The following is a 24,938-nucleotide window of genomic DNA, read 5'->3' as shown; positions in this document are numbered from 1 at the left end:
TGTACGCCCATGGCACGCATAGCGCTTCCACACGACGCGAAGGCCGGGCCGACGAAGCCGGAGGTCCGGTCGGTCACGCTCGGGAAGCTCGATCTCGGCGCCGGGGATCACTTCGTCGAGGTCGGCTCCTGTACGGGTGCGGTGACGATCGAGGCCGCCCGCCGCGCCGGTCGCGTGACGGCGATCGAGCGCAAGCCCGAACGGCTCGAAACGACCCGAAAGAATCTCGCGGCCAACGGGATCGACGGCGTCGAGTTGGTCGAAACGGAGGCTCCCGACGGGATCGGAGACGACGCCGACGCCCTGTTCTTGGGCGGCTCGCGGAACTACGAGGCGGTGCTCGACCGCGCGGCCGAGATCGGGATCGACCGCGTCGTTATGAACGTCTCGCGGCTCGAAGTCGCCGGCGACGCCGTCCGGGCGTTCAAAACACGCGACCTCTTCGAGGAGGTCCTGCAGGTGCAGGTCTCGACGGGCTACGAACTCGCGGGCGCGACGAGCTTCGACGCCGACAACCCCGTTTACGTCATCTCGGGAGGGGCGAAATGACGCTGTACGGCGTCGGTCTCGGCCCCGGCGACGCAGGGCTCATCACCGTCAGCGGCCGCGAGACGCTCGAGCGCGCGGACGTGATCTACACCCCCGGTCGACTCTCGCGAGCGGTCGCGTCAGAGTACGTCGACGACGACCAGTTGGGCGATCTCGATTTCCCGATGACGCGCGACGAGGACGAACTCCGTCGGGCGTGGAAGGAAGCAGCGAGCGAGATCGCACCCACGGCGATCGACGGCACCGCCGCCTTCGTCACGCTGGGCGATCCGAACGTCTATTCGACGTTCGGCCACCTTCGCAGGACGCTCGATCGCTTTCACTCCGACGTCGATGTGGAGACGATCCCCGGCGTCTCGACGGTCACCGCCTTTGCGACGGCCTTCGGCGTCGAGATCACGGCCGGTTCCGAGCTCGTCCTCCGGGAGGCGGCGCGCGGGGCCGCCCCCGTCGGTCCCGATCGGCTCGTCCTGTTCAAGGTGACCGACGTGCCGACGACCCACGAACAGCTGATCGAGGCCGGCTACGGGGTGACCTACGGTCGCCGGCTGTTCATGGACGACCACGAGACGGTGATCACCGACGATCCCACGGAACTCACGGAGCGCGACTACTACACCGTCGCCTACGCGGAAAAGCCGGGCGCGGGCGGGACGCCGGCGACGGCTGCCTTCGGCGAGGAGACGACCGCCGACGGTGGCGAGCGAACGTGCCGTCAGACAGGTTCGCGATCCTCGGCTGACTCGATCGAGTCAGCCGGTGGTGAGCGAACCTCCCCGGATGCGGTCGGGCCCGACGGCGGTCGGATCGCCGACCAGCTCGCCACCGCCGAATCCGCGGGCGACGGCGAAGCGTACAGAAGCGAGGGTGACCGATGACTGAGACTCCCGAAACCGACCCGCAGGCCGCCATCGACGCCCAGCGCGAGAAACACGCTCACGATCGCGACGAGCGCGTCTACGAACACACGGCGGGCGACGAGCAGGCGGGAATCCCCTTCGTCGGCGCGGGACCGGGACACCCGCGTCTTTTGACCGTCGCCGGGAAGGAAGCCCTTGAGGGCGCTGATCTGGTCGTCCACGCGGGCTCGCTCGTCAACAGCGAACTGCTCGACGCGTACTGTGACGACGCCGAGTTGGTCAACAGCGTCGGCAAGGACCTCGAAGAGCTCGTCCCGCTCATGGGCGACGCCTACGAGGAGGATCGGGCGGTCGTCCGACTCCACAGCGGCGACCCCGCGATCTACGGGGCCGCCCTCGAACAGATGGACGCCTTAGAACACGAGGGCGTGCCGACCTACCTCGTCCCCGGCGTTACCTCCGCGTTCGCCGCGAGCGCGACGCTCCGGACTCAACTGACGCTCAACGAGACCGCGAACCACGTCGCGTTCACGCGGCCGCAGGGCAAAACGCTCGACAGCGAGGACGACCACATCGCCGAGTTCGTCGACATGGGCGACGTGACGACCTGCATCTACCTCGGCACCCACGCGGTCGCCGACACGATGGATCGACTGCTGGAGGGGGGCGCGGACCCCGACACCCCAGTCACCGTCGTCTATCACGCTTCCTGGCCGGACGAGGACATCATCGAAGGGACGATCGCCGACGTCGGCGCGAAGGTCGACGACGCCGGCTATCGCGCCTCCGCGATGGTCTTGATCGGCGACGCCGCCGCCGGGGCGGGGTACGAGCGCTCGTATCTGTACGGCGGCTGGGCGAATCGCGGCGAGAACGAGAACGAAAGCGCATCCGACGACTGACAATGAGCACTGACACGAACTCCGACGAGAGCGGAACCGACGACTCCGGGGGCCACTGTTCGACGCCCGACTCTGACGGCGAGGTCGCCGAGGAGATCGCGATCGTGAGCTTCGAGCGGAAGCTCCCAGTCGCCGAGGACATCCGAGACGAACTGGCGGACGACTACGAATCCATCGAGATCCTCGAGTACCACGGCGACGTGTTCGAAGAGCACTGGGGCGAGTACGACTGCTTCGTCGGCCTCATGGCCTCTGGGATCGCGATGCGCAAGACGGCGGGCCTGCTCGACGACAAGTGGGACGACCCCGCGGTCGTCGTGGTCGACGAGGAGCTGACGTGGGCGATCCCGTTGACCGGCGGCCACCACGGCGCGAATCAGGTCGCCTACGACCTCTCGAAACTGGGGGCGGTGCCGGCGATGACGACCGCCTCGGAGGCGGCGGGCAAGCAGGGCATCGAGTCGAAGGCGAAGGCGCTCGACGCCCACGTGGTCAACGGCGACTCGACGGTGGCGACGAACCTCGCCGTTCTGAACGACGACCTCGAAACGGTCGAACGCCTCGACGGCCCCCGCGCCGTGTTGGTGGGCGACGACGTGACCGTCCTGAAACGAAACGACGCGGGCGTCGTCCTCGGAACGGGCACGGTCAGCGGCGTTCGCAAAGAACAGGTGCTCGACGCGTGGCGGACCGTCCTCGACGATCTCGATCTCGAATCCGCGGACGTGGAGTTCGTCGCCACCGCGACCAGAAAGGAGGGCGAAGAGGGCCTCTACGAGGCCGCCCAGGAGATCGGGGCTGGCGTCGTCCTCTTCGAGAAGGAGACGCTGCTCGAGCATGAGGGGCCGACGCCCTCACGTGCGAAGGAGTTGATCGGCTGGCCGGGAATCGCCGAGGCGTCGGCGATCGCGGGCGGTCACGATCACGAGCTGATTCGAGAGAAAGAGCGCTTCGACGATGCGGTGACGGTGGCGGTAGGCCGATGAGGAGTGAATCCTCGGAGAATGCGAGCGGTGGTGCCGCGAGCAGCGAGGAGCGGGCGGCGCGAGATCCTCGTCGGACGCCCCCCGACGACTACGGCACCCTCTACGTCGTCGGGATCGGTCCCGGTCTCCCGCACGTGATGACTCAGCGGGCGAAAGACGTGATCGAGACCGCCGACTGCGTGATCGCCTCGAACCTCTATCAGGAGTTCCTCAGACAGGACGGAACCATTCCGCCGGAAGCCGCGGCTGACGGCGGGAGCGTCGCGGCGACCTCCCGTCCCGAAAGCTGGACGGACGGGACGGTCGCCACCAGACCCGACGGCACCGAACAGGAGATCGTCCGATCGTCGATGGGGCGACAGGTCGAGTTGACGCGTGAGGCCTTCGAGCGCGTCCGGGCAGGCCAGACGGTCGCCCACGTCTCGGGCGGCGATCCGAACGTCTACGGCAAGAGCGATCTCGTCTTCTTGATGGCCGAGGAGGAGGAAGCCGGGGACGTCCCGATCGAGATCGTCCCCGGCGTGACGGCGGCGCTCGGCGGGGCGGCGAACCTCGGCGCACCGCTGTCGAACGATTTCTGTACGATTTCGCTTTCGGACAAGTGGCGCGGCTGGGACGAGATCGAGGAGAAACTGCGGGCGGCGGCGATCTCGGGATTCGTCATCGTCCTGTACAACTGCTGGCGCGACCACGAGCGTGCGATCGACGTGATCCGCGAACACCGATCGGACGACGTGCCGGTCGCCATCTTCAACGACGCCGGCCGCGGCGAGGCCGGCCGCAACCTCGAAAACGAGACGCACACGATCACCACCCTCGGCGAGACGGACGAACACGCCGACGAAGTCGGCGGCATGGGGACCTCGATCCTCGTGGGAACCACCGACAGCCACGAGTGGGAAAACGACTACGGAACGCACCTCGTGACGCCACGCGGCGGCCGCGAAATAAAGGACTTCTGACATGAGCACTGACGACACCACCGAGACGAACGCTGAGGCATCGACATCGAACTGCGGCGGCGCGACGGCTGCCAACACCGAGACGGAGAGCGCATGCGGCGCGTCCTCGGATTCGTCGTCGGCTTCGGGCTCGACATGCGGCGCATCGAGCAACGACGAAAACGAGGTCGGGGCGCGAGCCGACGACTTCGAGACCGACCCCGGAAAGCTCGTCACCGTCGGACTCGGTCCCGGCAAACCCGAGGGGATGACCGCCCGCGCGAAGGCTGCCCTCGCCGACGCCGAGCACATCGTCGGCTACCGGACCTACGTCGATCTGTTGCCCGACGAGATCACCGACGACGCCGAGGACATTTACTCGACGCCGATGTGCGGGGAGGTCTCGCGCACCGAGGAGGCGATCGATCGTACGCTCGCGGGTAACGACGTGGCGATCATCGGCTCGGGCGACCCGAACGTCTACGCGCTCTCGGGGCTTGCACTGGAGATCCTCGAATCGAAGGGTGGCAGCGCGGACGCGGTCGAGTTCGAGGTCGTCCCGGGCGTCCCGGCAGCCCAATCCTGCGGCGCGCGTCTCGGCGCGCCGCTCGTCAACGACACCGTCTCGGTGTCGCTGTCGGATCACCTCACGCCGATGGCGGAGATCGAATCGCGGCTGCATGCGGTCGCCGCCGAGGGGTTCACCATCGCGATTTACAACCCCTGGAGCCGGAAGCGTCGGGAGAACTTCCGGACCTGCTGTGACATTTTACTGGAACACCGCGCCCCCGACACGCCCGTCGGGATCGTCCACGGCGCGTCCCGCGAGGACGAGGCGACGATGATCACGGATCTCGAAACCCTACCCGAGTTGGGCGAAGACGAGATCATCGACATGACGACGACGATAATCGTCGGCAACGAGGACACCTACGTCTTCGAGGATCGGATGGTGACTCCCCGTGGCTACGAGACGAAGTACGACTACTGATATGAGATACGAAATCACGGTCGATCTGGAGTCCTGCGACGGGATCTTCGCGTGTCTCGTCCGGGACGGTCGGTTTCGGGAGGCCGACGACGGGCTGGTCGACCTTCCTGGAAGCGACAGGGATGGCACCCGGTTGACCGCGACGTTCGAGGACGACCGAATCGACGAGGCGCGCGACGCCGCCGCCGCCTGTCCCGTGAACGCCATCGAAGTCCGGGAGGTGTCAGACGCGTGAGCCGCGAGGGCGAGCGAAGCGAGACCTCGGTAGGTGCGAGCGGTGGAGCCGCGAGCCGCGAGGGCGCGCCGAGTGACCTCCTCGACGCTCACCCCGAGACGGCGTACTTTTGGGGTCGCGTCATCGGCGACGGCGAGGTCACCGCCGAGAGCGTCACGGTCCGCACGACGGACGGGATCGCGGCCGAACGGCTGGCGGCGATCGCGGGGGGCGAGGACGACCAGAGGGAGGCCTCGGAGAACGCGAGCGGCGACGCCGCGAGCAGCACGTCCGTCGACCACCGAATCACCGAACGTGAGTACGCTCACGACGCCTCGATCACCCGCCGTGAGGACGCATACACGGTGCGGATTCACGGGCCGGTCGGTGACCGGGCCGCGGCCGCGCTCGGACTGCCGTTCGAGGGCGATCCGGGCGGCTATCGGCTCGACACCCTCGCCGGATACGACAGACAGCTCCTCCGCGGGCTCCTCGAGGGCTGCGGTACCGTCTGTTTCAAGTCCTCGTCGGGGACCGTCGGCATCTCCTTCGTCGCTGACGACCGCAGACTGCTCGAACGGATTGCCGGTCTGCTCGATGCGGCCGACGTGGACGCCCCCTTCGGCGAGATTTCGGAGACGTCCTCGGGCGGCTACTGGTTCGGGATCGACGATGAGGCCGCTCCCGACGTCGGTGCGTGGCTGTATCGGGGCTCCGAAGAGACCGGGCTGTTCGCGCCGAGTCGCCGTCGAAAACTGCAACGAAGCATCGAGGAGGCCGAGGCGTACTAATGTTGGACGCCGAGGCAGTCGTGCTTGCGGGACACGGATCCCGTCGCGAGCGGTCGAATGAACAGGTTTGCGAGCTCGCTGCCGGTCTCGAAGCCCGCCTCGGCCTCCCGACCGACGCCGGCTTCATCGAACTCGCGGAGCCGTCGATCACCGAGGCGATCGAGTCGCTCGCCCCCTCGGTCTCGGACGTGACCGTGATCCCGCTGTCGCTGTTCGCCGCCAGCCACGTCAAAGCCGACGTGCCGCTCGTCGTCAACGAGGCGCGAGCCGAGCACGATATCGCCGTCCACAGCGGCCGCCATCTCGGCGTCCACCCGGCAATCGTCGAGTTGCTCGACGACCGGACGGCCGCGGTCGAGGCCGATCTCGGCGTCGACCGAACCGACGACGACGTATTGGTCGTCCTCTGTGCTCGTGGCTCCTCGGATCCGGATTCGAACGGCGACGTCCACAAACTCGCCCGACTGCTGTACGAGGGTCGCGATTTTCTCTCCGTCGAGGCGGCATTCATCGGCGTGACCGAACCCCGCTTGGAAGACGCGCTGCACGCCGTCTCGAAGCGCCGACCCGACGCCGTCGTCGTCCTCCCGTACATGCTCGGCGACGGCGTGTTGACCGAACGCATCCGCGAGCGAACCGCCGAATTCGACGCCGACTACCCTTACGCCGTCGCTGGATGCGGCGATCCGCTCGGCACGGACGATCGGCTGCTCGACGTGCTCGCCGACCGGTTCGAGGAGGCCCGAACCGGCGACGTGTCGATGTCGTGTGACACCTGCAAGTACAAAGTCGACATGGACGGCTTCGAGGGCGATGCTGGCGGCGCGCGAGCGATGTTGCGTGCGATGACTCATCGGGCGAGCCACGAGGACCGCTCGAACGTCGACTCGGAGCCGCACGTCCACGATGCACCCGACAAGCACGTCGCCGTCTGTACGAATCGGACCTGCGCCGAAGGCGGTTCGACCGCGGTGATCGAACGCCTTCGACAGGCCGCAAAGCGACGCGATATCGATGCGACGATCACCCGGTCGTCGTGTCTCGACCGCTGCGGTGAGGGGCCGAACGTCGCGGTCTATCCGGACAACGTCTGGTACGGCTCCGTCTCGCCCGAGGACGCCGACCGGCTTGCGGCTTCCCTCGTTGAGGATCGCATCGTGTCCGACCTCGTCGACCAAACGCTGTAATCACCCACGACCGCACGATCACCATGACCTGCCACGAACTCGAAGCACTCCGACTCGGCTTGATGAACTGTCTCGGCGTCGGCGACGATGCCGCGAAGAAACACGCCCGCGACGAACTGGGTGACTCGCCGGAACCGCACATCGAGGCGCTCGCCGAGGCCGACACGCTCGCGGCCTGTAAACGCCATCTCGATACCGCCCTCGTCGAACTGGAATCGGAGGTCGCCGCGACCGACGGCGACGAGCCCGACTACGACTATCACCGAGGACGACTCGTCGCGGTTCGGGACGCGGAAGCCGCACTCGGTCGCCTGCTCGGTCACGGCGAGGGCTTTCTCGACGACCTCGGTGAGACGCACCACGCGCTCCACGAGATCTTCCCGGCCGATGCGTGACGCCACCGTCGTCGACCACGCACGTCGAATCGACCTCGGGGATCTCGACCCATGCGGCTCCCGACAGGCGGGCCGTAGATCCGGAATCGCGCTGACGGACGACGGCCCGGTCGTCGGGTTGGCTGACGGCTCGGTTCGGTCGTTCGACGATGCGGGTACAGAACGCTGGCGCACCGCCGGAGATGGCAGCGCGATCACGCTCTGTCCCTTCGCGGATGGCGTCCTCGTCGGCGAGCGCTCCGCCCGCGGTGCGGTCCGGTTTCTCGAAAGCGGCGAGGAACGCTGGCGGATCGAGGCGGCCGCCGACCTCGGCGACCCGACGAGGGAAACGCGATTCTTCCTGCCGATGATCGTCGACGCGGTCGTTTCCGAGGGGACCGCCTACGTCGCCGCCAGACGCTACGAGCGCCGCGACGGACGGCACTTCGAGAGCGCGGTGTACGCGCTCGGTCCGGACGGACACATACGGTGGCGATACGACGCCGACGCCTCGCCGGTCTCTTTGGCTCCGATCGACGACGGGCTCGCCGTCGCGTACAACCGCTGTCCGGGCATCCACGACGACGGGCTCGTCGTCCTCGACGTCGACGGCCGCGAGCGCTGGACGTGGGATCCCGATCGGACGTCGACCCGACGCGTCGGCGACGTTGCGGCGTTCGACGACGGACTCGCTGTGGCGAGCCACGCCGATTATCGCGGCTACCGCCTCACCGACGGCGAGGTCGCGTGGCGCGTCGACCTCGGGCGGCCCCAATCGGACGGCGACGAAGTGTACACCTATCCGAACCACGTCGATGCCGGCGAAGCCGGTGTCGTCTTCCTCACCGGCAACTCCTTCCCGAAGGAGGGTCGCGAGACGGACGGCCGACACCCGAACGAACAGTCGGCGTTCGGCTACACTGCCGAGGGCGAGCGACGCTGGCGCGCCCCCGTCGGCGGCTTCCCTCACGAGATCGCGACCGACGCCGATCGGGTGCTCGCGCCCGTTGCCCAGCACTTTCGGGATCGGGACCCCGAAGTGCACGGCGTTCGGCTGTTCGACGCGACCGATGGACTCGTCGCCACCTGCGATACCGAGGGCGTCTGCACGGCGGCCGCCCTCGACGGCGATCGGGTCGCCGTCGTCGAGGAGCCGGTCCGATACCACGACGGCGACGGGAAGACGCTCGGCTCGTACGCCCTCGCCGTCGGGTGAGTTCGACCGTCCCCGAGCGCGCTCCCGCGGGATATTTGACGGCCGGGAACGCGGACGTAGCATACGATGCAACCAGCACTCCTCTTTCTCGCTGCCGTCCTCGGCGTCGTCGGGTTCGCGGGCCTGCTCAGTGCCCGCGAGCGACAGCTGCGATACGCGGCGTTTCGGGACGCTCTCGCCGGTTCGGAGGCGATCGGGGACGACCCGACAGTCAGCGGCACTGTCGAGGTCGATGACTCCGCGGTTCCCGAACAGTCGCCGCCGCCCGAATTCGCCGACGGCGCATCCCCCGGACTCTGGGCGTGGCGCGTCCGCCGGAAGGTTCGAGCCGCCGGCCAGCGGACGCCATCGAGGTGGACGACGGCGAACGGCGGTCTCGCGGTCGGTGAGATCGCTGTCTGGCAGGGGGTAGATCGCATCCGAATCGATCACAGCTGGCTCACCGCCGAGGGCGGTGAACTCGACGGGCTGGTCGATCCGTTCGAAACGCCCTTCGTGTGCGTCGGTAAGCCGGACGTGAGCCTCCCGCTCGGCAGACTCGATCCGATGACACAGCGGTTAGAGCGGTGGGCGATCGCGGGCGAGGACGGCGTGCTGAACGAGATCGGGTTCAGCCGCCCCGACCGCGGATCGATGACGCCGGATCGGTATCAGGCGACAGTCCTGCGAGAGGGCGACCACGTCGCGGCCTACGGTGATCTCGACGAGACGGGCGAGGAACCAGTCCTCCGCGGGAACGACGACGCGCCGCTCGTGCTCGTGTTCGGCGATCCAGAGTCGAGGCTGTCCGGGCTGCGCAGGGGGGTTCTCGGCCGAGCCGGAATCGGGGCGGGGCTGTTGCTCGCGGGAGGACTCACGCTGGCGGTCAGCGGGATCTAGTTTCGAACTCCCCCGGCGTCCGGACCGAACGCCTCGGTCAGGAGGTCGGGGACATCCTCGGGGTGGACCTCGGCGTACCACTCGTTTTGCGGTTGGATCGTGATCGCGGTGCCGGCCTCGCTACAGAGTCCGAGGCAGTCGGTCGTCGAGACGCCGACGGGCGACCAGAAGGCGTTTCGCTCGCGGAGCCACGCCTTCACCGCTTGTGCAGTCTCCTCACCGCCGGCGTCCGCACAGCAGGCGTACTCCGAGTCGCGGTCGTTGACGCAGACGAAGACGTGGGCGGCGAGGCGAGTCGTCTGTTGATCGGTGCGTCGTTTCATCGCTCACCCAACGAGCGCGTCGTCGCTCGGGGCTGTCGGTTCCGGTTCGTCGGTCCGGATCGACGCCCATCGTCCGAGGGCGTCGAACGTCGCGGCGATGAGCAGCCACAGCGCCGCCTGGCTGAGGACGGCGAGCCCCTGGTACGTCGCCACGAGTTCGGCGGGGAGGTCCGGATGGGTCGTCACCGTGGGTGCGACGAGCGAGAGGGCTGCCGCGACGGCCAGAAGCGGTGTGGCTCCAGCGACGAGGCCGATCCCGACGTGACGGCGCACTCCCCGGTCGTACGCCGCGACGCTCGCGGCGACGGTGAGCGCACCCAAGACGACGAGACCGACGTAGAGTCGGATCCGAACGTCGACCGGGTACGCGTGTACCGCTCCGGGGGCGGCGGGTGGAAGCACGAGCCACGGGAAGCCCGAGACGGTCAGGAAACCGGCCCCGGCCAGGATGTACGGCTTCGCGGCTTCCGGACCCGGGAGCGCGGGTTCGAGAGCGTACAGCGCGAGCGCGAGGACGCCACCGAGCAGGATCGTCCACAGGAGACCGCTGCCCACGCTGACGGCGGCCGTCGTCAGTTCTGAGACCGCGCCGGCGTGCTCGTGAGCGTGGCCAGCGCCGTCGACGTATTCGCTGAGCGGGTTCCCAACGAGGAGCATGTACGTCGCGTAGGCGAGTCCGGCGACGAAGCCGGCGGCCACGCCGCGCTGGAAGTATCTCGAAAGCATCGATCAGTGGCAGGTGATGCCGGCGGCGTGTCGGAAGTTGTGCATCGAGTCGTGGACCATCGGCTCCTGGAGGAACATGAGCGTGAAGACGATCGCCGCGCCGAAAGCGAGCCCGGTGGCGATCTGTAGCGGCGTCAGTTCCGTGCGAGCCAGTTCGAGTCGATCCGCGACGGTTTCGTTCGCGTTCATAAATTATACTTGTCTTTCCACAAGCTAGGTTGTAAAACTTCGGGTCGGGGTCCGACGCCGAGCGTTACCGCGACCGCGCGAGTTCAGCCTCGACGCGCTCGGGCGTGAGCGCGTCGAGATCGAGGAGCGTTCCGTTCGTCGTCGAGACGACGTCCGCGAGGAGACCGCGTCCCTCTCCGGAATCGACGCAGACGACGCGGGCGTCCGTCGAGGCGAGCGCGGCCGCGGCAGCACGGGTGTCGGCCGTCGGATTCTCGGCGGCGTTTGCCCGCCCGTCGGAGACGACGACGGCGACCGCTGCGTCGGGTTCGGCGCGATCGATCACGTCCGCGGCCGTCCGAAGTCCCGCCGGAAGCGGCGTCCGATCGCCAGTCGGTAGTTCCTTCAGGTGGCGGGCCGCGAGCGTCACGGAGTCGGTCGGTGGAAGCAGTACCTCCGCGTCCTCGCCCGCGAACGCGACGACGGCGACGCTGTCGCGTTCGGTGTAGGACTCTTCGAGCAGTTCGAGCACGACCCCCTTCGCCGCCGCTATCGCGGGGCGCATCGACGCCGATGCGTCGACGGCGAAGACGACGAGCGCTTCGCCGGCCCCCGACCGAACCGATCGTCGGAGGTCGCGCGTCTCGACGCGGTCACGGCCACGCGCGGCGGCGGCGCGAACCGACGCTGCGGCGTCGACGCCGTCCCCCGCGTCGGCCGGCTCGGTTCGGACTCGGACGCCGTCGTTTCGGGTGGAGAACGCCGAAGCGGCGCGTCCGGATCCGGCGGCGTCTTCAGCGTTCGGTTCGTCGATCTCGGGTGACGCCGCGCGTTCGATCGGCTCCGCCGGCTGTCCGGGGACGAGCGGGGTCGCTCGCTCGGTGTCATCGGAATCGCGATCGTTCGACTCGTTCGTATCGGTGTCGGCGTCTCTCCCCGCTTCCGCCGAGCGCGGTTCGCCACCGTCGCGTTCCCCGGGCGACGAGTCGTCCGCCGATTCACCGGTCCCCTCACCCCCGGGTTCGGCGTCCGGACTCGGCTCGCCGGCCTCCCCGTCGTCCGCGTCCGTGGGGGACGACTCCGACTCCGATTCCGGCGTGGACTCCCCTTCGGCGTCCTCGTCGTCGGTCTCCTCGCCGTCGAAGTGTTCGTCGATCACGTCCTCGGAGTCGGGTGCGTCCTCGAACGGCGTCGACCGCATCCGGTGGCCGAGCGCGAACGACGCGGCCGTTCGAACGTCGCCGTCGGTGACCGTCGGCCGACCGTCGAGGGCGGCGAGTGCGCGCGCCGCACGTGCGGTTGCGATGTCGGCGCGGTGGCCGTCCACGCCCGCCTCGAGACAGAGTTCGGCGATCCCGCGTTTTTGTTCGTCCGTCAACTCGACCGCTGTGAGGAGATCGCGAGCATCGCGGAGGCGTCGTCGGTGCGCTTCGGTGTCGTCGTCCGGCGTGGCTTCGCCGAGGTCGCCGTCGATGATGGCGACCCGGTTCTCGATATCGCGTTCGCCCTCGACCTCGACCGAGAGCGCGAACCGATCCCGCAACTGCGGCCGGAGATCGCCCTCCTCGGGGTTCATCGTCCCCACGAGCGTGAACTCGGCGGGGTGGATTCGGCTCACGCCGTCGCGCTCGACTCGATTGTACCCCGAGGCGGCGGCGTCGAGGAGCACGTCGACGAGGTGGTCGTCCAGCAGGTTCACCTCGTCGACGTAGAGGACGCCGCGGTTCGCCCGCGCCAGCAGTCCGGGCTCGAACGTCGCTTCCCCCGCGAGCGCATCGGAGACCGAGAGCGTTCCCACGACGCGCTCCCTCGTCGCCCCAAGCGGCAGCGTCACCAGCGGAACCGGCCGCGTCTCCACGGGAAACGTCGCCCGCTCGCGGCACTCCTCGCACTGTCGTCGTCGATCGGCCGGCGGACAGCCGTACGGACAGTCGGCGATCGCGCGCTGTTCGGGGAGCAAGTCGGCGAGCCCCCGCACGAGCGTCGACTTCGCCGTTCCCTTCTCGCCGGTCACCAACACCCCGTCGAGGGCGTCGTCGGTCGCGACACATAACAGCGCCCGCTTCAGCCGCTTCTGTCCGACGACCGCACCGAACGGCGTGGAAACGCTTTTGTCGACGGCGAAATCAAACACAATTGGATTAACACAAACGGAGTTTATCAACCTTATGCCAACCGTTGGACTCTACACCGCGACCGAAAACGAACTGGGCGCGCTCGCCCGCGCCGCGGGCGAGGTCGACGCCGACCTCGTCGTCCGCTCCGAGAGCGACCTCGACGACCCCGAGGACGTCGAGGCGTTCTGCGAGGAACTGACCGACTGCGACGTCGTCGTCCTGTGGCTCCACGGCGCCGAGGACAGCATGCCGGGCTACTATCTGGCGATCGATCGTTGTTACGAGGCGGGCGTGCCCGTCGTCGTGAAGGCGACCGGCGACGCCTTCGCCGTCGAGGACACGACTGTCCCGACCGAGGTCCGCGACACCGCCTCCGAGTACCTCGAACGCGGCGGGAGCGCCAACTTGGCGAACTGCGTTCGATATCTCGTCGATCGGTTCACGCCGGCCGAACCGACATACGACGCCCCCGTGACCCTGCCGACCGAGGGTGTGTATCACCCCGATCATCCGGGGGCGTCCGTCGAGGAACTCTACGCGACCCTCGACGACGCCAAGCCGACCGTCGCCGTCTGGTTCTACGAGTCCCACTGGACCCACGAGAACACCCGATACGTCGACGCGCTCGTCCGGGCGATCGAACGCGAGGGCGCGAACGCTCTCCCCGTCTTCTGCAACCCCGTTACCGACTCCGAGAGCCAAGAAGACGCCGAATGGGTCGTCGACAACTGGCTCACCGACGCGTCGGGCGAACCGCTCGTCGACGCCGTCTGTTCGTCGTTCATGTTCTCGCTGTCGATGGCCGAGCGCGGCCGCGAGGCCGCCGACGAGGGGGGCGACGCCGAGGAGGTGTTCTTGAAACGCCTCGGCGTCCCCGTCATCCAGACCGTGACGACGATGCGCTCGCGGTCGCGCTATGCGACCAGCGACACGGGCGTGATGGGCTTCGAGTTGGCGCTCTCCGTGGCGCTGCCGGAGTTCGACGGCAACGTCATCACCCACCCGATCTCCGGGAAGGAGCGCACCGACGACGAGGCCGGAATCGGGAGCGCGCCGAAACAACACTTCCCGATCGAGGATCGCATCGAGCACGTCGCCTCCCTCGCCGTCAACTGGGCGACGCTTCGGCACACCTCGAACGACGACAAGCAAGTGGCCGTCGTCCTGCATAACTACCCGCCGAGCGACGACGGGATCGGGACCGCGTTCGGCCTGGACTCGCCCGAATCGACGGTGAACCTGCTGGAGGAGTTGCGGACGCGCGGATACGATTTGGGGGAGCGATTTCCCGACTCCGGACAGGACCTCATCGAGACGCTCACCTCCCAACTAACGCTGGACGACCGATGGGTCGCCCCCGAGGACGTTCGGGAGCTCTCCGTCGACGTGGTTTCGACCGATCGGTACGCCGAGTGGTGGGCCGACGCCGATTCCGGCTTCCGCGAGAACGTCGCGGAGGAGTGGGGCGACCCGCCCGAACGCCCCTTCGCGATCCCCGGTGTCGAGTTCGGCAACGTCCTCGTCACGGTCCAGCCCCCCCGCGGCTTCGGAATGGATCCCTCGAAGGTGTACCACGACTCGGATCTCCAGCCGCCGCACGACTACCACGCGTTCTACGCGTGGCTTCGCGAGGAGTTCGACGCGGACGCCGTCGTCCACCTCGGCACGCACGGCTCCCTGGAGTGGCTGCCGGGCAAGACGGTCGGGCTCGACGCCGAGAGCGCCCCCGATGCGCTCGTCGCGGACCTGCCGAACGTCTATCCCTACATCATCAACAACCCCGGCGAGGGAACTCAAGCGAAGCGGCGCTCCTACGCCGCCGTAGTCGACTACCTCACACCACCGATGGCGAACGCCGGGACGTACGACGACCTCGCGGAACTGGAGGAGCTGGCGGATCGTTACCGCGAGGCGGGCGGCGAGACCGGTGAGACCGTTGAACGACTGCTCCGGGAGGCGGTCGACGAGTTAGACCTCGCCGTCGAGTTGGGAATCGCGGGCGACATTTCGGAGCGAGCGGACGTTCGTGGGCCCGACGAGGCCGGATCGACGCTCGCAGAGGGGACGGTCTCCGGCGACGACATCGACACCGACGAACTGGTCGAACGCGTCCACGCCTACCTGACGGACGTGAAGACGACCCAGATCCGGATGGGGCTGCACACGATGGGTGAACCGCCCGAAAGCGATCGGCTCGTCGAGTACCTCGTCGCGCTGACGCGGCTCGAAAACGCCGGTGCGCCGTCGCTTCGGGAGTCGGTCGCCGGCGTGTTGGGCGTCGATTACGGGCGGATGCTCGACGCGCCGGGCGAGTACGACGAGACGCTCGGAATGACGTACTCGCAGGCGGCAGACGAGGTCCACGAACTGAGCGTCGAACTGGTCAGGGCGCTCGCCGAACACGACTTCGACGTGCCCGAGGCCGAACCCGACGCCGGACCGGACGATGAGACGACGATGAACCTGCTCGTCGTCGACGTCGACGCCCTCGGCGACGCCCGCGTGAAGGGCGGCGCACACGACGACCTGCGGGCGGCGCTCGCGTACATCTGCGAGGAGGCCGCCCCGCGGGTGTTGGAAGCCGAGGCCGAGATTCCGCGGACGGTGGACGCGCTCGCAGGCGAGTACGTCCCGCCGGGCGGGTCGGGTGCACCGACGCGCGGTGGCGTCGATCTGTTGCCGACGGGACGGAATTTCTACACGCTCGATCCCCGAAAGGTTCCTGCGCGGTCGGCGTGGGAAGTCGGCCGCGAGGTCGCCGAAAGCACGTTGGGCAGACACCACGACGAGGAGGGTGCGTACCCCGAGGAGGTCGGCGTCGTCGCGTGGGGCACCCCGACCGTCAGAACGCGCGGGGAGACGATCGCGCAGGTGCTCGCGCTGATGGGCGTCGAGCCGGTCTGGACCGACGCGGGCCGGATCGACGACGTCGAACCGATCGACCTCGACGACCTCGGACGGCCTCGGATCGACGCGACGACGCGCGTTTCGGGGCTCTTCCGGGACGCCTTCCCGCAGGCGGCGGGCGTCATTCACGACGCCGTCGAGGCCGTCGTCGCTCTGGACGAACCCCACGAGATGAACTACGTGAAAAAACACGTCGACGAAGAGGCCGAGGAACTGACGGCGGAGGGGATGGATGAGGACGACGCGCGCGAGGCCGCCCTCCCGCGGGTGTTCACGATCCGGCCGGGAGGCTACGGTGCCGGCACCAACAAGGCCGTCGACGAGGGGAACTGGGAGGATCGCTCGGACCTCGCCGAGGTGTACGTCCAGTGGGGCGGCTACGCGCTCGGCTCACGGGGTCGCGTCAGCGAGAGCCACGACGCGTTCCGGCGGCGGCTCGGCAGCGTCGACGCGACCGTCAAAATCGAGGACACGATGGAACAGGACGAGTTCGACTCCTCCGATTGGTACGCCTTCCACGGCGGCTTCATCACCGCCGTCGCGGAGGTCTCCGGCGAAGAGCCGGCCTCCTACGTGGGCGATTCCTCGGATCCGGACAACGTCTCCGTCTACACCAACGAGGAGAAGGTCCGCAAGGCGATGCGCGCTCGCGTCCTGAACCCCGAGTGGCTCGACTCGATGGAGGAGCACGGTTACAAGGGCGCGGGCGACCTCTCGACGACGGTCGACGTAACGCTCGGCTGGGACGCGACGACCGGCGTCGTGAGCGACACGCTGTGGGAAGACGTGGCCGAACGATACGCCTTCGATGAGGACAGACAGGCGTGGATGCGCGAGGTAAATCCGTGGGCGCTCGAATCGATCACCGACACGCTGTTGGAGGCGATCGAACGCGGACTCTGGGATGCCGACAACGAGATCGAGGAACGGTTGACTGACCTGAACCTCTCCGTCGACGGCGACCTGGAGGAGCGAACGTCGAACCCCGGCGTGGTCGGGGAGGTGACGAGCGATGACTGACGCGACCGACGACGGGTCCGAATCCGGAACAGAAAGGGAGTTCGAGGCCTACGCAGATCTCGGCGCGACGACCGCCAAAGCGATGGAGATCGCCGAGACGAGCATGGATCGGGTTCACGAACTGGTTCCCCAGGAGACGCTCGCCGATCGAGTCCGGGCGAAATCGGTCCACGCGACCGGCGACTCGGAGTTCCAGTACCTGATGCGCTTTACCGGCACCGACGACTCCGAGCCGGTCCGGACCGGAGCCCGCGCCGTCCTCGACGAGCGCCCGATCGTCACGGATATCACGATGGTCAAAGCCGGCATCACGGGTCGAGGCCACGACTGCCCGGTTCGGAAGGCGATCGGAAACGGCGCCGAACTGGCCGCCGAGACGGGGATGACGCGAACCGCGGCCTCGGTGCTCGAACTCGACCGCGATGGCGCCTACGACGGCGCGATCGCGACGATCGGGAACGCCCCGACGGCCGCGTTGGCGCTCGCCGACTGTATCGAACAGGGAACCCGTCCGGCCGTCGTCGTCGCCACGCCGGTCGGCTTCGTCAAGGCCGCGGAGAGCCGCGAGCGCGTCCGGGAGGTCTGTGCGGCCCACGCCATCCCAGCGATCACGAACGTCGGTCGCCGCGGCGGTAGCGGGCTAGCGGCCGGGCTGACCAACGAGTTGATCCACGTCGCGAGCGACGCCCGAAACGGTGAGTTGAAACTGGACCAATGACACCGATCGACTTCCCGGACGATCCCGGAGCGTTCGCCGCGCGCCGGCCCGAACCCGGCCCGACCGACGATCCGCCCGTTCACGCCGTCGGAATCGGCCCCGGCAACGTCGAGTACCTCACTCGGCGCGGCGCGCGCGCGATCCGCGAGGCGGACGTCGTCGTCGGCTTCGAGACGGTCGTCGACTTCGTTCGCGACGAAGTGACGGGCGAGGCGTTGACCTGCGGCTACAGAGACGAACCCGAGGTACTCGCCGTGTTCGCCGACCGCGTCGCCGAGGGCGCGCGCGGGACGGCCGTCCTGATGGGCGATCCGAACCACTCGGGCTATCAGTTCGTCGGCAAGGTCGAATCCGCCGTCGACGCGCCCGTCCGGGTGATTCCGGGTATCTCTTCGCTACAGATCGCCGCCTCCCGCGCCCGGACGCCGATGGAGGAGACGACGTTCGTCACCCTCCACAAGAGCGGGCCGATCGAGGCCGACCTCGAACGCCTCGAGCGCGACGCCGGCGATCGGCACCTACTCGTCCTGCCGCGGCCGTTCGACTGGATGCCCGAGCGAATCGCCCACCGATTGCTCGAATCAGGCACACCGGATCGTGAAGCGCTCGTCTGTGAACGACTGACTCACGACGACGAGGCGATCACGCGGACTTCCCTGTCGGAGCTGGCGGCCGACGTCGATGCCGAGGACGAAACCGCCTTCTCGGATCTGTCGGTGCTCGTCGTCCGGCGGTAATCGATATCGGGAGTCACCTTCCACCTGATACTTTTCTCTCGGCGGTACGTGCGAGACACAGGGGCGCTATCGAGGAGGTGCTCGGCTTCCTGTGGGGGTCGGACGACACGACGGAGTTGCTCGCGGCGCTGGACGGGTCGGGACCGCTCGACCGGTACGAACTCGAAGCCCACCTCGACGAGCACCGGAACGCACCGATCCCGAGCGAAGCGTACTGACGGTTGTTACTTCGACACGCCCTGTCGAGAAGGGGGACACGCTGCCTGCACCGAACGGCAACGTCAAGACTACGGGTTTCCAAGCACCGTCCGAACGCGCATGGTAACGAGACGGCGACTCCTGCTCGGTGCGGTGAGCGCGCTGACGGCGACTGCCGGCTGTGTCGGTTCCGGCGATTCCGACGACGGCGGAACCGACGAGCGGAACGATCCGGCGGACGAATCGAGCACGGCCGAGGCGCCGAGCTATCATCTGCGGGCCGCCCCCGTCGAGGCCGACGACCTCGAGGCGGTTCTTTCGACCGACGAGTCGGCCGTCGCAGCGCTCGACGCGCTCGTGGAGCTAATCGTCGAGGTTACGGAGTCGTTCGAGGTCGTCTACCGATCGATTTCGGCCGAGGACGCGGCGGCGTTCGAGGATCTCACGGCCGACGTCGAACGGCACTACGCCGGCAATCCACCGGGATACTATTTCGAGCACGAGGGCAGACGCGTCTCGGTCACACTCGGCGGCGGCTGAGCCCGACTCAGTAGCCACGCCCGTCGGTCGCGACGGGGCGAACCGCGGCGGTCCCGGAGCCCAGCGCCCGGGCCTTTGCGAACTCCGCTTCGATGGCGTCGGTAACCGCCTCGTGGGTCCCGAGCGGGTCCGTGTACTCGAGGCCGCCGCGGTCGAGTTCCAGCTTTTCGGGGATCGCGCGCTCGCTCTCCTCGCAGTCGGCGATGAAAAAGGGGACGACCACGGCCCGGTCTCCCGAGAGGTTGTAGCGGAGACACTCGACGGCCGGGTTTTGCACCAGATACGCCGTCGTGACCTCGCCGTACGCGGTCGTCTCGCGCAGTCTGGTCGCCTGTTGTTCGGTCGTCGCGTACGACTTCGATCCGGCCGTCTCGCCGAAGGCGACGAGCGCGAGCGACGCCCCGTCGCCGGGCTCGATCACGGCTTCGGCCCTGTCGGCGAGGCCTCGAACGACGGCCGGGCTGGTCCCGACCGGCTCGCAGTGGTGCGCCCCGGAAAGTGCCCCGGGTATCGCGCGCGTCGTGTCGTGATCGGGCGCGGGCGCCATCGGCACGACGTAGGTGTCGTCCCCAGCGCCGACTCCCGATCCCCGGATCGGCCCCTTCTCGACGAGTTCCGCCGGCTCGTTTTCGTATGTCGCGGCGATCACGCGATCGGCGACCCCGCGGCGTCGAAGCCGAGCGGCGTGTCGTTTCGCCGCGCGCTCGGTGTGTCGTCTGCCGACGAGCAAGAGTGTGTCTGTCATTGGGTTTTAATCAACTCAGCTTTATTTAGCACAACTATGCTTGTCCAACCGTGTGGAGCCATCGGACAAATAGCTTTCGGGAGATTCCGTGGATTCAAGTCCGCTTGTACGAAAGCAATTTCAATGACTCGATTCGTGCTCTGCGCCGGGACGACCCGGACCGCCGAGATAGACGGGATCAGCGCGGCCGGCGCCGACCCCGATCTGATGGTCCACACGCCGAGCGCCGACAGCGAGGTTCTTACCTACGGTCGAGTGGTTCGCTCGCCGGTCGTTCCCGTCTCGCCGACCGGTTGTCCGACGCCAGCCGTCATCGCGCGCGCCGTCGTCGAACGGCTCGGCCTCGACACGACGGTCGTCGACGCCGGATTGGCGGAGCCGACCGGCGCACCGACCGTCACCGTCGGCGCACACCCCGGCGGCGACATCAGAGAGCACGACCCCGTCCCCTCCGCGCCCGGCGCGTTCGCCGCGGCGCGGCAGTTCGGTCGTCAGCTCCCGGACGACGAACTGTTTCTCGCCGAGACGGTCCCCGGCGGCACGACCACCGCACTCGGCGTGTTGACCGCACTGGGCGAGGCCGACGTGCTGGATCCCGTTGGCGGACACGACGGCGAGGGTGCAGTCTCCTCGTCGCTTCCGGAGAATCCACTCGAGTTGAAACGGGAAGTCGTCGCCGAGGCGCTCGGCTCGTCGGCGCTCTCGCCCGGTGAGGCGGCCGGCGAACCGACCGTTGCGCTGCGACGGGCCGGCGACCCAGCTTTGGCCGTCGTCGCCGGGATCGCCGCCGGCGCGCTCGAAACCGACACCGCCGTGACCCTCGCCGGCGGCACCCAGCTCGTCGCGGCCGCCGCCTGCCTCCGACACGGCGGCTACGAGGGATCGCTGTCGCTCGCCACCACCTCGTTCGTCGCCGACGACCCCTCGATCGACCTCGACCGGGCCGCGTCGGCGATCGGTCTCTCCGTCACCGTCACCGATCCCGGATTCACCGACGACCACCCCGCGATGGCCGCCTACAACGCGGGCGAAGCCAAGGAGGGCGTCGGAATGGGCGGCGCGCTCGCACTCGCCGAGCGGGCCTCGGTGCCGATGGCGGAGATCCGCGAGGGGGTTCGCGAGGTGTACACCCGACTGCTCGCCGACGCCGACCGGGAGGTTCTGGCCCCGTGAAGGGCGTCGTCCTCGCCGGCACCGCCTCCGGCGTCGGCAAGACGGTCGCCTCCCTCACCGTTTTGGAGGGCCTGAAAACCGCAGGGTACGAGCCACAGCCGGCGAAGGGCGGCCCGGACTTCATCGACCCGAGCCACCACGCCACCGTCTGCGACCGACCCTCCCGGAGCCTCGACCCGTGGCTTTCGGGCGAGGACGGCTGTCTGCGCAACTACTGGCGCGGGTCGGGCGACGTCTGCGTCGTCGAGGGAATGATGGGGCTGTACGACGGGACGAACTCGACCGCCTACGTCGCCGAGACGCTCGACCTCCCGGTGGTGCTCGTCGTCGACGCGAAGGCGGGTATGGAGAGCGTCGCCGCGTCCGCGCTCGGTTTTCGGGAGTACGCCACGGTGGCGGGCCGTGACATCAACGTCGTCGGCGTCCTCGCCCAGCGCGCCCACGGCGGCCGCCACGAAGCCGGAATCCGCGAGGCGCTGCCGGACGGCCTGGCGTACCTCGGCCGAATCCCGCCGCTGTCGGGGCTCGAAATCCCCGACCGCCACCTCGGGCTCCACATGGGCGAGGAGGCCCCGATCGACTCCGAGACGCTCCGGGAAGCGAGCGAGGGCGTCGAGATCGAACGGCTGGTCGACCTCGCCCGCGAGCCACCGCATCCGGTGCCCGAACCCTCGGGACCGGATACGGACGCGACGGTCGCAGTCGCCGACGACGGCGCGTTCTGCTTCAAATACCCCGCGACCGTCGAACGGCTCGCAGAGCGCGCTTCGGTCGTGACCTTCTCGCCCGTCGCGGGCGATCCCGTGCCGGACTGCGACGGCGTCTACCTCCCCGGCGGCTACCCCGAACTCCACGGCCCCGGACTGGCGGCCGGTGGTACGCTCGCCGAACTCGGCGATCGCGCCGCCGGGGGCCTGCCCGTCCTCGGCGAGTGCGGCGGCTTGATGGCCCTCTCGGAGACGCTGACGGACGCCGACGGCGAGACGCATCGGATGGCCGGCGTCCTCCCGGCCGACGTGCGGATGCACGACCGATACCAGGCGCTCGATCACGTCGAGTTGCGCGCGCGCGGCGACACGCTCACCGCCGCCGCGGCCGAGACGATCCGCGGCCACGAGTTCCACTACTCGGAGGCCGACGTGGCCCCGGACGCGACCTTCGCCTTCGACGTCGAGCGCGGCGACGGGATCGTCGACCGAAAAGAGGGTCTCACCGAGTACCGGACGCTCGGCACCTACGCGCACGTCCACGCCGATTCGGGCGCGTTCGATCGGTTCGTCGATCGGTTATAAACGGGGTGGGGCTGCGGTCGTCCGTCCGCACAAATACCCCGGAGTGTCGGGCGCTCCGAAGGATAAGTGCCGCCGACGTACGCCGGATCCGCCTATAACTGCTCGAACGTGCACGATAACCGGACTGTTCGTTTCACCGTCGCCGTTATTTTTATCCCGTCGCCCCGAACGCCACGGTATGCTCGAACTGCTCGGTATCGCGTGGTCGGCGTGGAAACTCAGCGCGAAGCGACTCGGCCCAGTCGGGGGTACGCTGTTCGCGGTGGTCGCCGTCGTGGGGTTCGTCTTCCTCCGCGACTATTTAAAAGAACACTACCCGAAGCTCGGAAACGCCGTCGAGAAGGCGACGTGATCCCGTCGCTGTGCGAGTGATGGGTCACTTTCTGCGAGTTCCGCCACCTGCAAACTGCCCCCGGGATGCCGATATGGTACAGCTTGACACAGCTGAACCGAGAGCAGATAACGCTATCTCCAAGACAGCGCTCCAGGGGACGGAACAGACGCCCACTGTCGAGACGACGCGGGTGGCGTGTCCGGACTGCGGGGAGTTCGAGCTCGTACCGGCCCCAGCGGAGGACGTGGAACTGAAGATCAGGACGACCGTCGCCGCGTTCGGAGAGCACACCAAACGTCGGTGCTCGCGGGGGCACACCTCCTGGGTGTGCTACTGTTAGCGGACCCTCCAAGCGGGTCGTGCTCTCGCTCGCGCCCGGACGGTGCGAATGGCTTCGATGCGATGTCGCGTATCTTACCATGGATCCAGGTAATACGAGCCGTTCACCGGCCGACTCGTCGATCGGTGATCTCGCGCATCTCTCGCGCTCCGGACACCGCACTCCGACGCTCGCCGTCCTGACGGAGCGCCCCTGGCGTCGCGCCGAACTCTGCGAGCTGACCGGCGTCTCCTCGTCCACGATGCGGCGGACGTTGGACCAGTTCGAGGATCGGAGCTGGAGCCGTAAGGACGGACATCAGTACGTGGCGACCCGGCTCGGGAAGACGGTCGCCGCCGGGATCGAGGATCTGCTCGCCCGGGTCGAAGCCGAACGGCGCTTGCGCGACGTCCGGCACTGGCTCCCCGACGAGTTCAGGGAACTCCCGCTCGAAACGTGGTCTGGGCTGATCGTCACCGTCGCCGATTTCGCCCCCCGTGTCGTCCGGTGAACCGGTTCGAGTCGCCCCTCCGAAAGACGACGACCGTACGGTTTCTGCGACCGGACGTCACCCTGGTGGAAGCCCGTTTCGATTCGCTGCACCGATCGCGCGACGACGGCGTGGACGTGACGTTGATCGACTGACCTATCACGTGTGCTTCATTTCGATGTACCCGAATCGCGGTTCGGGGATGTTGTAACGAAACAGTTCCACCCTCTTGGAACACGACGACCGTCCCCCGTACGGGACCGGACTGCCGGACGACCGCGTTACGATCAGCCGCTATGAACGAGAAAGCGGGACGGTCAACGCGTTGATCGACACCGGCGTCTCGGCCGTCCGCGACTTGGTCGACTCGGTCTGCGAGCGGTATCGCCCCGACGCCAGGCCACTCGAATGAGGGCCGGTCGTGGCGTGTCATGAGTTGCCGTCCCGTCACGACCGCCCCGGCGTGTAGTCGCTGCTTCGTTCCCGGGACGCGCAGGGTCGGCACGGACTGCAAAACCATCGCGAGATAGCTACCGTATCCTCGGATCCGTACCTGCACCGGTGGACGTGACGCGACGCAGACCAGTCTCGGAATCGTCCGCAGGTGATCACCATGGCAAAAGCAGAATCGGAAGCGATGGTAACACACGGTGTCGATACGCAGAAATTTCACGAGTTCGTCGAGTACGTGACGGGAAATCCCGGAGACGTACCGTTCGAACTCGGTGCTCGCGCTCTCTACGAGGGGCGGCTCTTTCACAGCCTCGCGAAGATCGACGCCTACGGGCTCGGCGACGACGAGATCCACCGCGAGACCCGCTAATACACGTTGCCGCTCGGTGCGTGGAAGGAGGTCGAGGATGCGGCCGGATTCGTCGACCCCACCGATCGCATGGAACCGATCGAGGTGGCCATCGCCGCGTTAACCGGCTGTCTGAACGTGGCCGTCGAAACCACCGCGATCGCCAACGACATGGACGTCGACGACCTCGAAACGACCGTCACACTCGAGTTCGATCCGCGCGTGGTCCTCATGATCCACGACGTCGACCGATCAGACGGAACGTTCGACGACATCCGCGTCGAGATCGAAGTCGGCGGAGCGACCCTCACGGACGAGGAGGCCGACATCCTGGCCGCTGGTGCCCGGCGTTCACCGGTGTGGAACCTGCTGCGCCTCGCGCACGACATGGCGCTGATCGCGAGCGTACGGTAGGCGCATTCTGCCGTCCCCGGCTCTT

General features: G+C 67.9%; 30 protein-coding genes. 25 read left to right on the top strand and 5 right to left on the bottom strand.

Going from position 1 to position 24,938, the window contains the following annotated elements; all coding sequences use genetic code 11:
- The first annotated feature begins 9 nt into the window (after positions 1-9).
- From cbiT to R6U53_RS05790, 12 genes are all read left to right on the top strand, one after another.
- Positions 10-549, top strand: a complete 540-nt coding sequence (cbiT, locus tag R6U53_RS05845) for a precorrin-6Y C5,15-methyltransferase (decarboxylating) subunit CbiT (RefSeq protein ID WP_410321426.1) — start codon at positions 10-12, stop codon at positions 547-549.
- On the top strand, positions 546-1,427 hold the full coding sequence (locus R6U53_RS05840; protein WP_410321425.1) for a cobalt-factor II C(20)-methyltransferase: 882 nt from the start codon (positions 546-548) through the stop codon (positions 1,425-1,427). Before cbiT ends, R6U53_RS05840 begins: the two co-directional genes overlap by 4 nt.
- On the top strand, positions 1,424-2,311 hold the full coding sequence (locus R6U53_RS05835) for a cobalt-precorrin-4/precorrin-4 C(11)-methyltransferase (protein WP_410321424.1): 888 nt from the start codon (positions 1,424-1,426) through the stop codon (positions 2,309-2,311). The genes R6U53_RS05840 and R6U53_RS05835 overlap by 4 nt, the downstream gene beginning before the upstream one ends.
- A 2-nt stretch (positions 2,312-2,313) precedes the next feature.
- On the top strand, positions 2,314-3,297 hold the full coding sequence (gene cbiG, locus R6U53_RS05830; protein WP_410321423.1) for a cobalt-precorrin 5A hydrolase: 984 nt from the start codon (positions 2,314-2,316) through the stop codon (positions 3,295-3,297).
- The gene (locus tag R6U53_RS05825; protein WP_410321422.1) at positions 3,294-4,259 is read left to right on the top strand and encodes a precorrin-3B C(17)-methyltransferase; all 966 of its coding nucleotides are present in this window, start codon (positions 3,294-3,296) and stop codon (positions 4,257-4,259) included. Before cbiG ends, R6U53_RS05825 begins: the two co-directional genes overlap by 4 nt.
- Position 4,260: 1 nt before the next feature.
- Positions 4,261-5,229, top strand: a complete 969-nt coding sequence (gene cobJ, locus R6U53_RS05820; RefSeq protein WP_410321421.1) for a precorrin-3B C(17)-methyltransferase — start codon at positions 4,261-4,263, stop codon at positions 5,227-5,229.
- A gap of 1 nt (position 5,230) precedes the next feature.
- Entirely contained in the window at positions 5,231-5,464 is a 234-nt protein-coding gene (locus R6U53_RS05815) for a ferredoxin (RefSeq protein WP_410321420.1), read from the top strand.
- On the top strand, positions 5,461-6,234 hold the full coding sequence (locus R6U53_RS05810; protein WP_410321419.1) for a cobalamin biosynthesis protein: 774 nt from the start codon (positions 5,461-5,463) through the stop codon (positions 6,232-6,234). Before R6U53_RS05815 ends, R6U53_RS05810 begins: the two co-directional genes overlap by 4 nt.
- A complete protein-coding gene (locus R6U53_RS05805) occupies positions 6,234-7,421 on the top strand; it encodes a CbiX/SirB N-terminal domain-containing protein (RefSeq protein ID WP_410321418.1) in 1,188 nt (395 codons plus the stop codon). Before R6U53_RS05810 ends, R6U53_RS05805 begins: the two co-directional genes overlap by 1 nt.
- A gap of 23 nt (positions 7,422-7,444) precedes the next feature.
- Complete coding sequence (locus R6U53_RS05800; protein ID WP_410321417.1) at positions 7,445-7,816, top strand: DUF3209 family protein; 372 nt, start codon at positions 7,445-7,447, stop codon at positions 7,814-7,816.
- Complete coding sequence (locus tag R6U53_RS05795) at positions 7,809-9,011, top strand: PQQ-binding-like beta-propeller repeat protein (RefSeq protein ID WP_410321416.1); 1,203 nt, start codon at positions 7,809-7,811, stop codon at positions 9,009-9,011. The genes R6U53_RS05800 and R6U53_RS05795 overlap by 8 nt, the downstream gene beginning before the upstream one ends.
- Before the next feature lie 66 nt (positions 9,012-9,077).
- A complete protein-coding gene (locus tag R6U53_RS05790; RefSeq protein ID WP_410321415.1) occupies positions 9,078-9,890 on the top strand; it encodes a hypothetical protein in 813 nt (270 codons plus the stop codon).
- Here R6U53_RS05790 and R6U53_RS05785 read toward each other — a convergent pair.
- The 4 genes from R6U53_RS05785 to R6U53_RS05770 form a co-directional block, all read right to left on the bottom strand.
- Complete coding sequence (locus R6U53_RS05785) at positions 9,887-10,213, bottom strand: (2Fe-2S) ferredoxin domain-containing protein (RefSeq protein ID WP_410321414.1); 327 nt, start codon at positions 10,211-10,213, stop codon at positions 9,887-9,889. The genes R6U53_RS05790 and R6U53_RS05785 overlap by 4 nt on opposite strands.
- A 3-nt stretch (positions 10,214-10,216) precedes the next feature.
- A complete protein-coding gene (locus R6U53_RS05780) occupies positions 10,217-10,939 on the bottom strand; it encodes a CbtA family protein (RefSeq protein ID WP_410321413.1) in 723 nt (240 codons plus the stop codon).
- Positions 10,940-10,942: 3 nt separating this feature from the next.
- Positions 10,943-11,128 carry a CbtB domain-containing protein gene (locus tag R6U53_RS05775; protein WP_410321412.1) on the bottom strand — a complete coding sequence of 62 codons (186 nt, stop codon included), beginning with the start codon at positions 11,126-11,128 and terminating at the stop codon, positions 10,943-10,945.
- 64 nt (positions 11,129-11,192) lie between these two features.
- A complete protein-coding gene (locus R6U53_RS05770) occupies positions 11,193-13,244 on the bottom strand; it encodes a VWA domain-containing protein (RefSeq protein WP_410321585.1) in 2,052 nt (683 codons plus the stop codon).
- A 31-nt stretch (positions 13,245-13,275) separates the two neighbouring features.
- On the opposite strand from R6U53_RS05770, the gene cobN reads away from it, so the two are divergent.
- The 5 genes from cobN to R6U53_RS05745 all read left to right on the top strand — a co-directional run bounded on the left by cobN (position 13,276) and on the right by R6U53_RS05745 (position 19,344).
- Complete coding sequence (gene cobN, locus R6U53_RS05765) at positions 13,276-17,151, top strand: cobaltochelatase subunit CobN (RefSeq protein WP_410321411.1); 3,876 nt, start codon at positions 13,276-13,278, stop codon at positions 17,149-17,151.
- Positions 17,144-17,869 carry a precorrin-8X methylmutase gene (locus R6U53_RS05760; protein WP_410321410.1) on the top strand — a complete coding sequence of 242 codons (726 nt, stop codon included), beginning with the start codon at positions 17,144-17,146 and terminating at the stop codon, positions 17,867-17,869. The genes cobN and R6U53_RS05760 overlap by 8 nt, the downstream gene beginning before the upstream one ends.
- Entirely contained in the window at positions 17,866-18,606 is a 741-nt protein-coding gene (locus R6U53_RS05755) for a cobalt-precorrin-7 (C(5))-methyltransferase (protein ID WP_410321409.1), read from the top strand. The genes R6U53_RS05760 and R6U53_RS05755 overlap by 4 nt, the downstream gene beginning before the upstream one ends.
- A gap of 77 nt (positions 18,607-18,683) precedes the next feature.
- Entirely contained in the window at positions 18,684-18,824 is a 141-nt protein-coding gene (locus R6U53_RS05750) for a hypothetical protein (protein WP_410321408.1), read from the top strand.
- Positions 18,825-18,924: 100 nt separating this feature from the next.
- On the top strand, positions 18,925-19,344 hold the full coding sequence (locus R6U53_RS05745; RefSeq protein ID WP_410321407.1) for a hypothetical protein: 420 nt from the start codon (positions 18,925-18,927) through the stop codon (positions 19,342-19,344).
- A 7-nt stretch (positions 19,345-19,351) separates the two neighbouring features.
- On the opposite strand, the gene R6U53_RS05740 is transcribed toward R6U53_RS05745, so the two are convergent.
- Entirely contained in the window at positions 19,352-20,089 is a 738-nt protein-coding gene (locus R6U53_RS05740; RefSeq protein ID WP_410321406.1) for a CbiX/SirB N-terminal domain-containing protein, read from the bottom strand.
- 123 nt (positions 20,090-20,212) lie between these two features.
- Here R6U53_RS05740 and R6U53_RS05735 point away from each other — a divergent pair, with 123 nt between their 5' ends.
- The 8 genes from R6U53_RS05735 to R6U53_RS05700 all read left to right on the top strand — a co-directional run bounded on the left by R6U53_RS05735 (position 20,213) and on the right by R6U53_RS05700 (position 24,913).
- Positions 20,213-21,262, top strand: coding sequence for a nicotinate-nucleotide--dimethylbenzimidazole phosphoribosyltransferase (locus tag R6U53_RS05735; protein ID WP_410321405.1), 1,050 nt, complete (start codon positions 20,213-20,215; stop codon positions 21,260-21,262).
- Positions 21,259-22,554, top strand: coding sequence for a cobyrinic acid a,c-diamide synthase (locus R6U53_RS05730; RefSeq protein ID WP_410321404.1), 1,296 nt, complete (start codon positions 21,259-21,261; stop codon positions 22,552-22,554). The genes R6U53_RS05735 and R6U53_RS05730 overlap by 4 nt, the downstream gene beginning before the upstream one ends.
- A gap of 178 nt (positions 22,555-22,732) precedes the next feature.
- Positions 22,733-22,906, top strand: coding sequence for a hypothetical protein (locus R6U53_RS05725; RefSeq protein ID WP_410321403.1), 174 nt, complete (start codon positions 22,733-22,735; stop codon positions 22,904-22,906).
- A 73-nt stretch (positions 22,907-22,979) separates the two neighbouring features.
- Positions 22,980-23,228: a hypothetical protein gene (locus tag R6U53_RS05720; protein ID WP_410321402.1), complete on the top strand. Its 249-nt coding sequence runs from the start codon at positions 22,980-22,982 to the stop codon at positions 23,226-23,228.
- 79 nt (positions 23,229-23,307) lie between these two features.
- A complete protein-coding gene (locus R6U53_RS05715; protein WP_410321401.1) occupies positions 23,308-23,718 on the top strand; it encodes a hypothetical protein in 411 nt (136 codons plus the stop codon).
- A gap of 208 nt (positions 23,719-23,926) precedes the next feature.
- Positions 23,927-24,109 carry a hypothetical protein gene (locus R6U53_RS05710; RefSeq protein ID WP_410321400.1) on the top strand — a complete coding sequence of 61 codons (183 nt, stop codon included), beginning with the start codon at positions 23,927-23,929 and terminating at the stop codon, positions 24,107-24,109.
- Between the two features lie 201 nt (positions 24,110-24,310).
- Entirely contained in the window at positions 24,311-24,520 is a 210-nt protein-coding gene (locus R6U53_RS05705; RefSeq protein ID WP_410321399.1) for a hypothetical protein, read from the top strand.
- A gap of 6 nt (positions 24,521-24,526) precedes the next feature.
- Complete coding sequence (locus tag R6U53_RS05700; protein ID WP_410321398.1) at positions 24,527-24,913, top strand: OsmC family protein; 387 nt, start codon at positions 24,527-24,529, stop codon at positions 24,911-24,913.
- Positions 24,914-24,938 lie beyond the last annotated feature (25 nt).

The sequence above is a fragment of the Natronomonas sp. genome, assembly GCF_046483325.1.
Classification (GTDB): Archaea; Halobacteriota; Halobacteria; order Halobacteriales; family Haloarculaceae; genus Natronomonas.
Note: the sequence above shows the minus strand (reverse complement) of the source record. Positions and strands in the feature narration are given on the sequence as shown.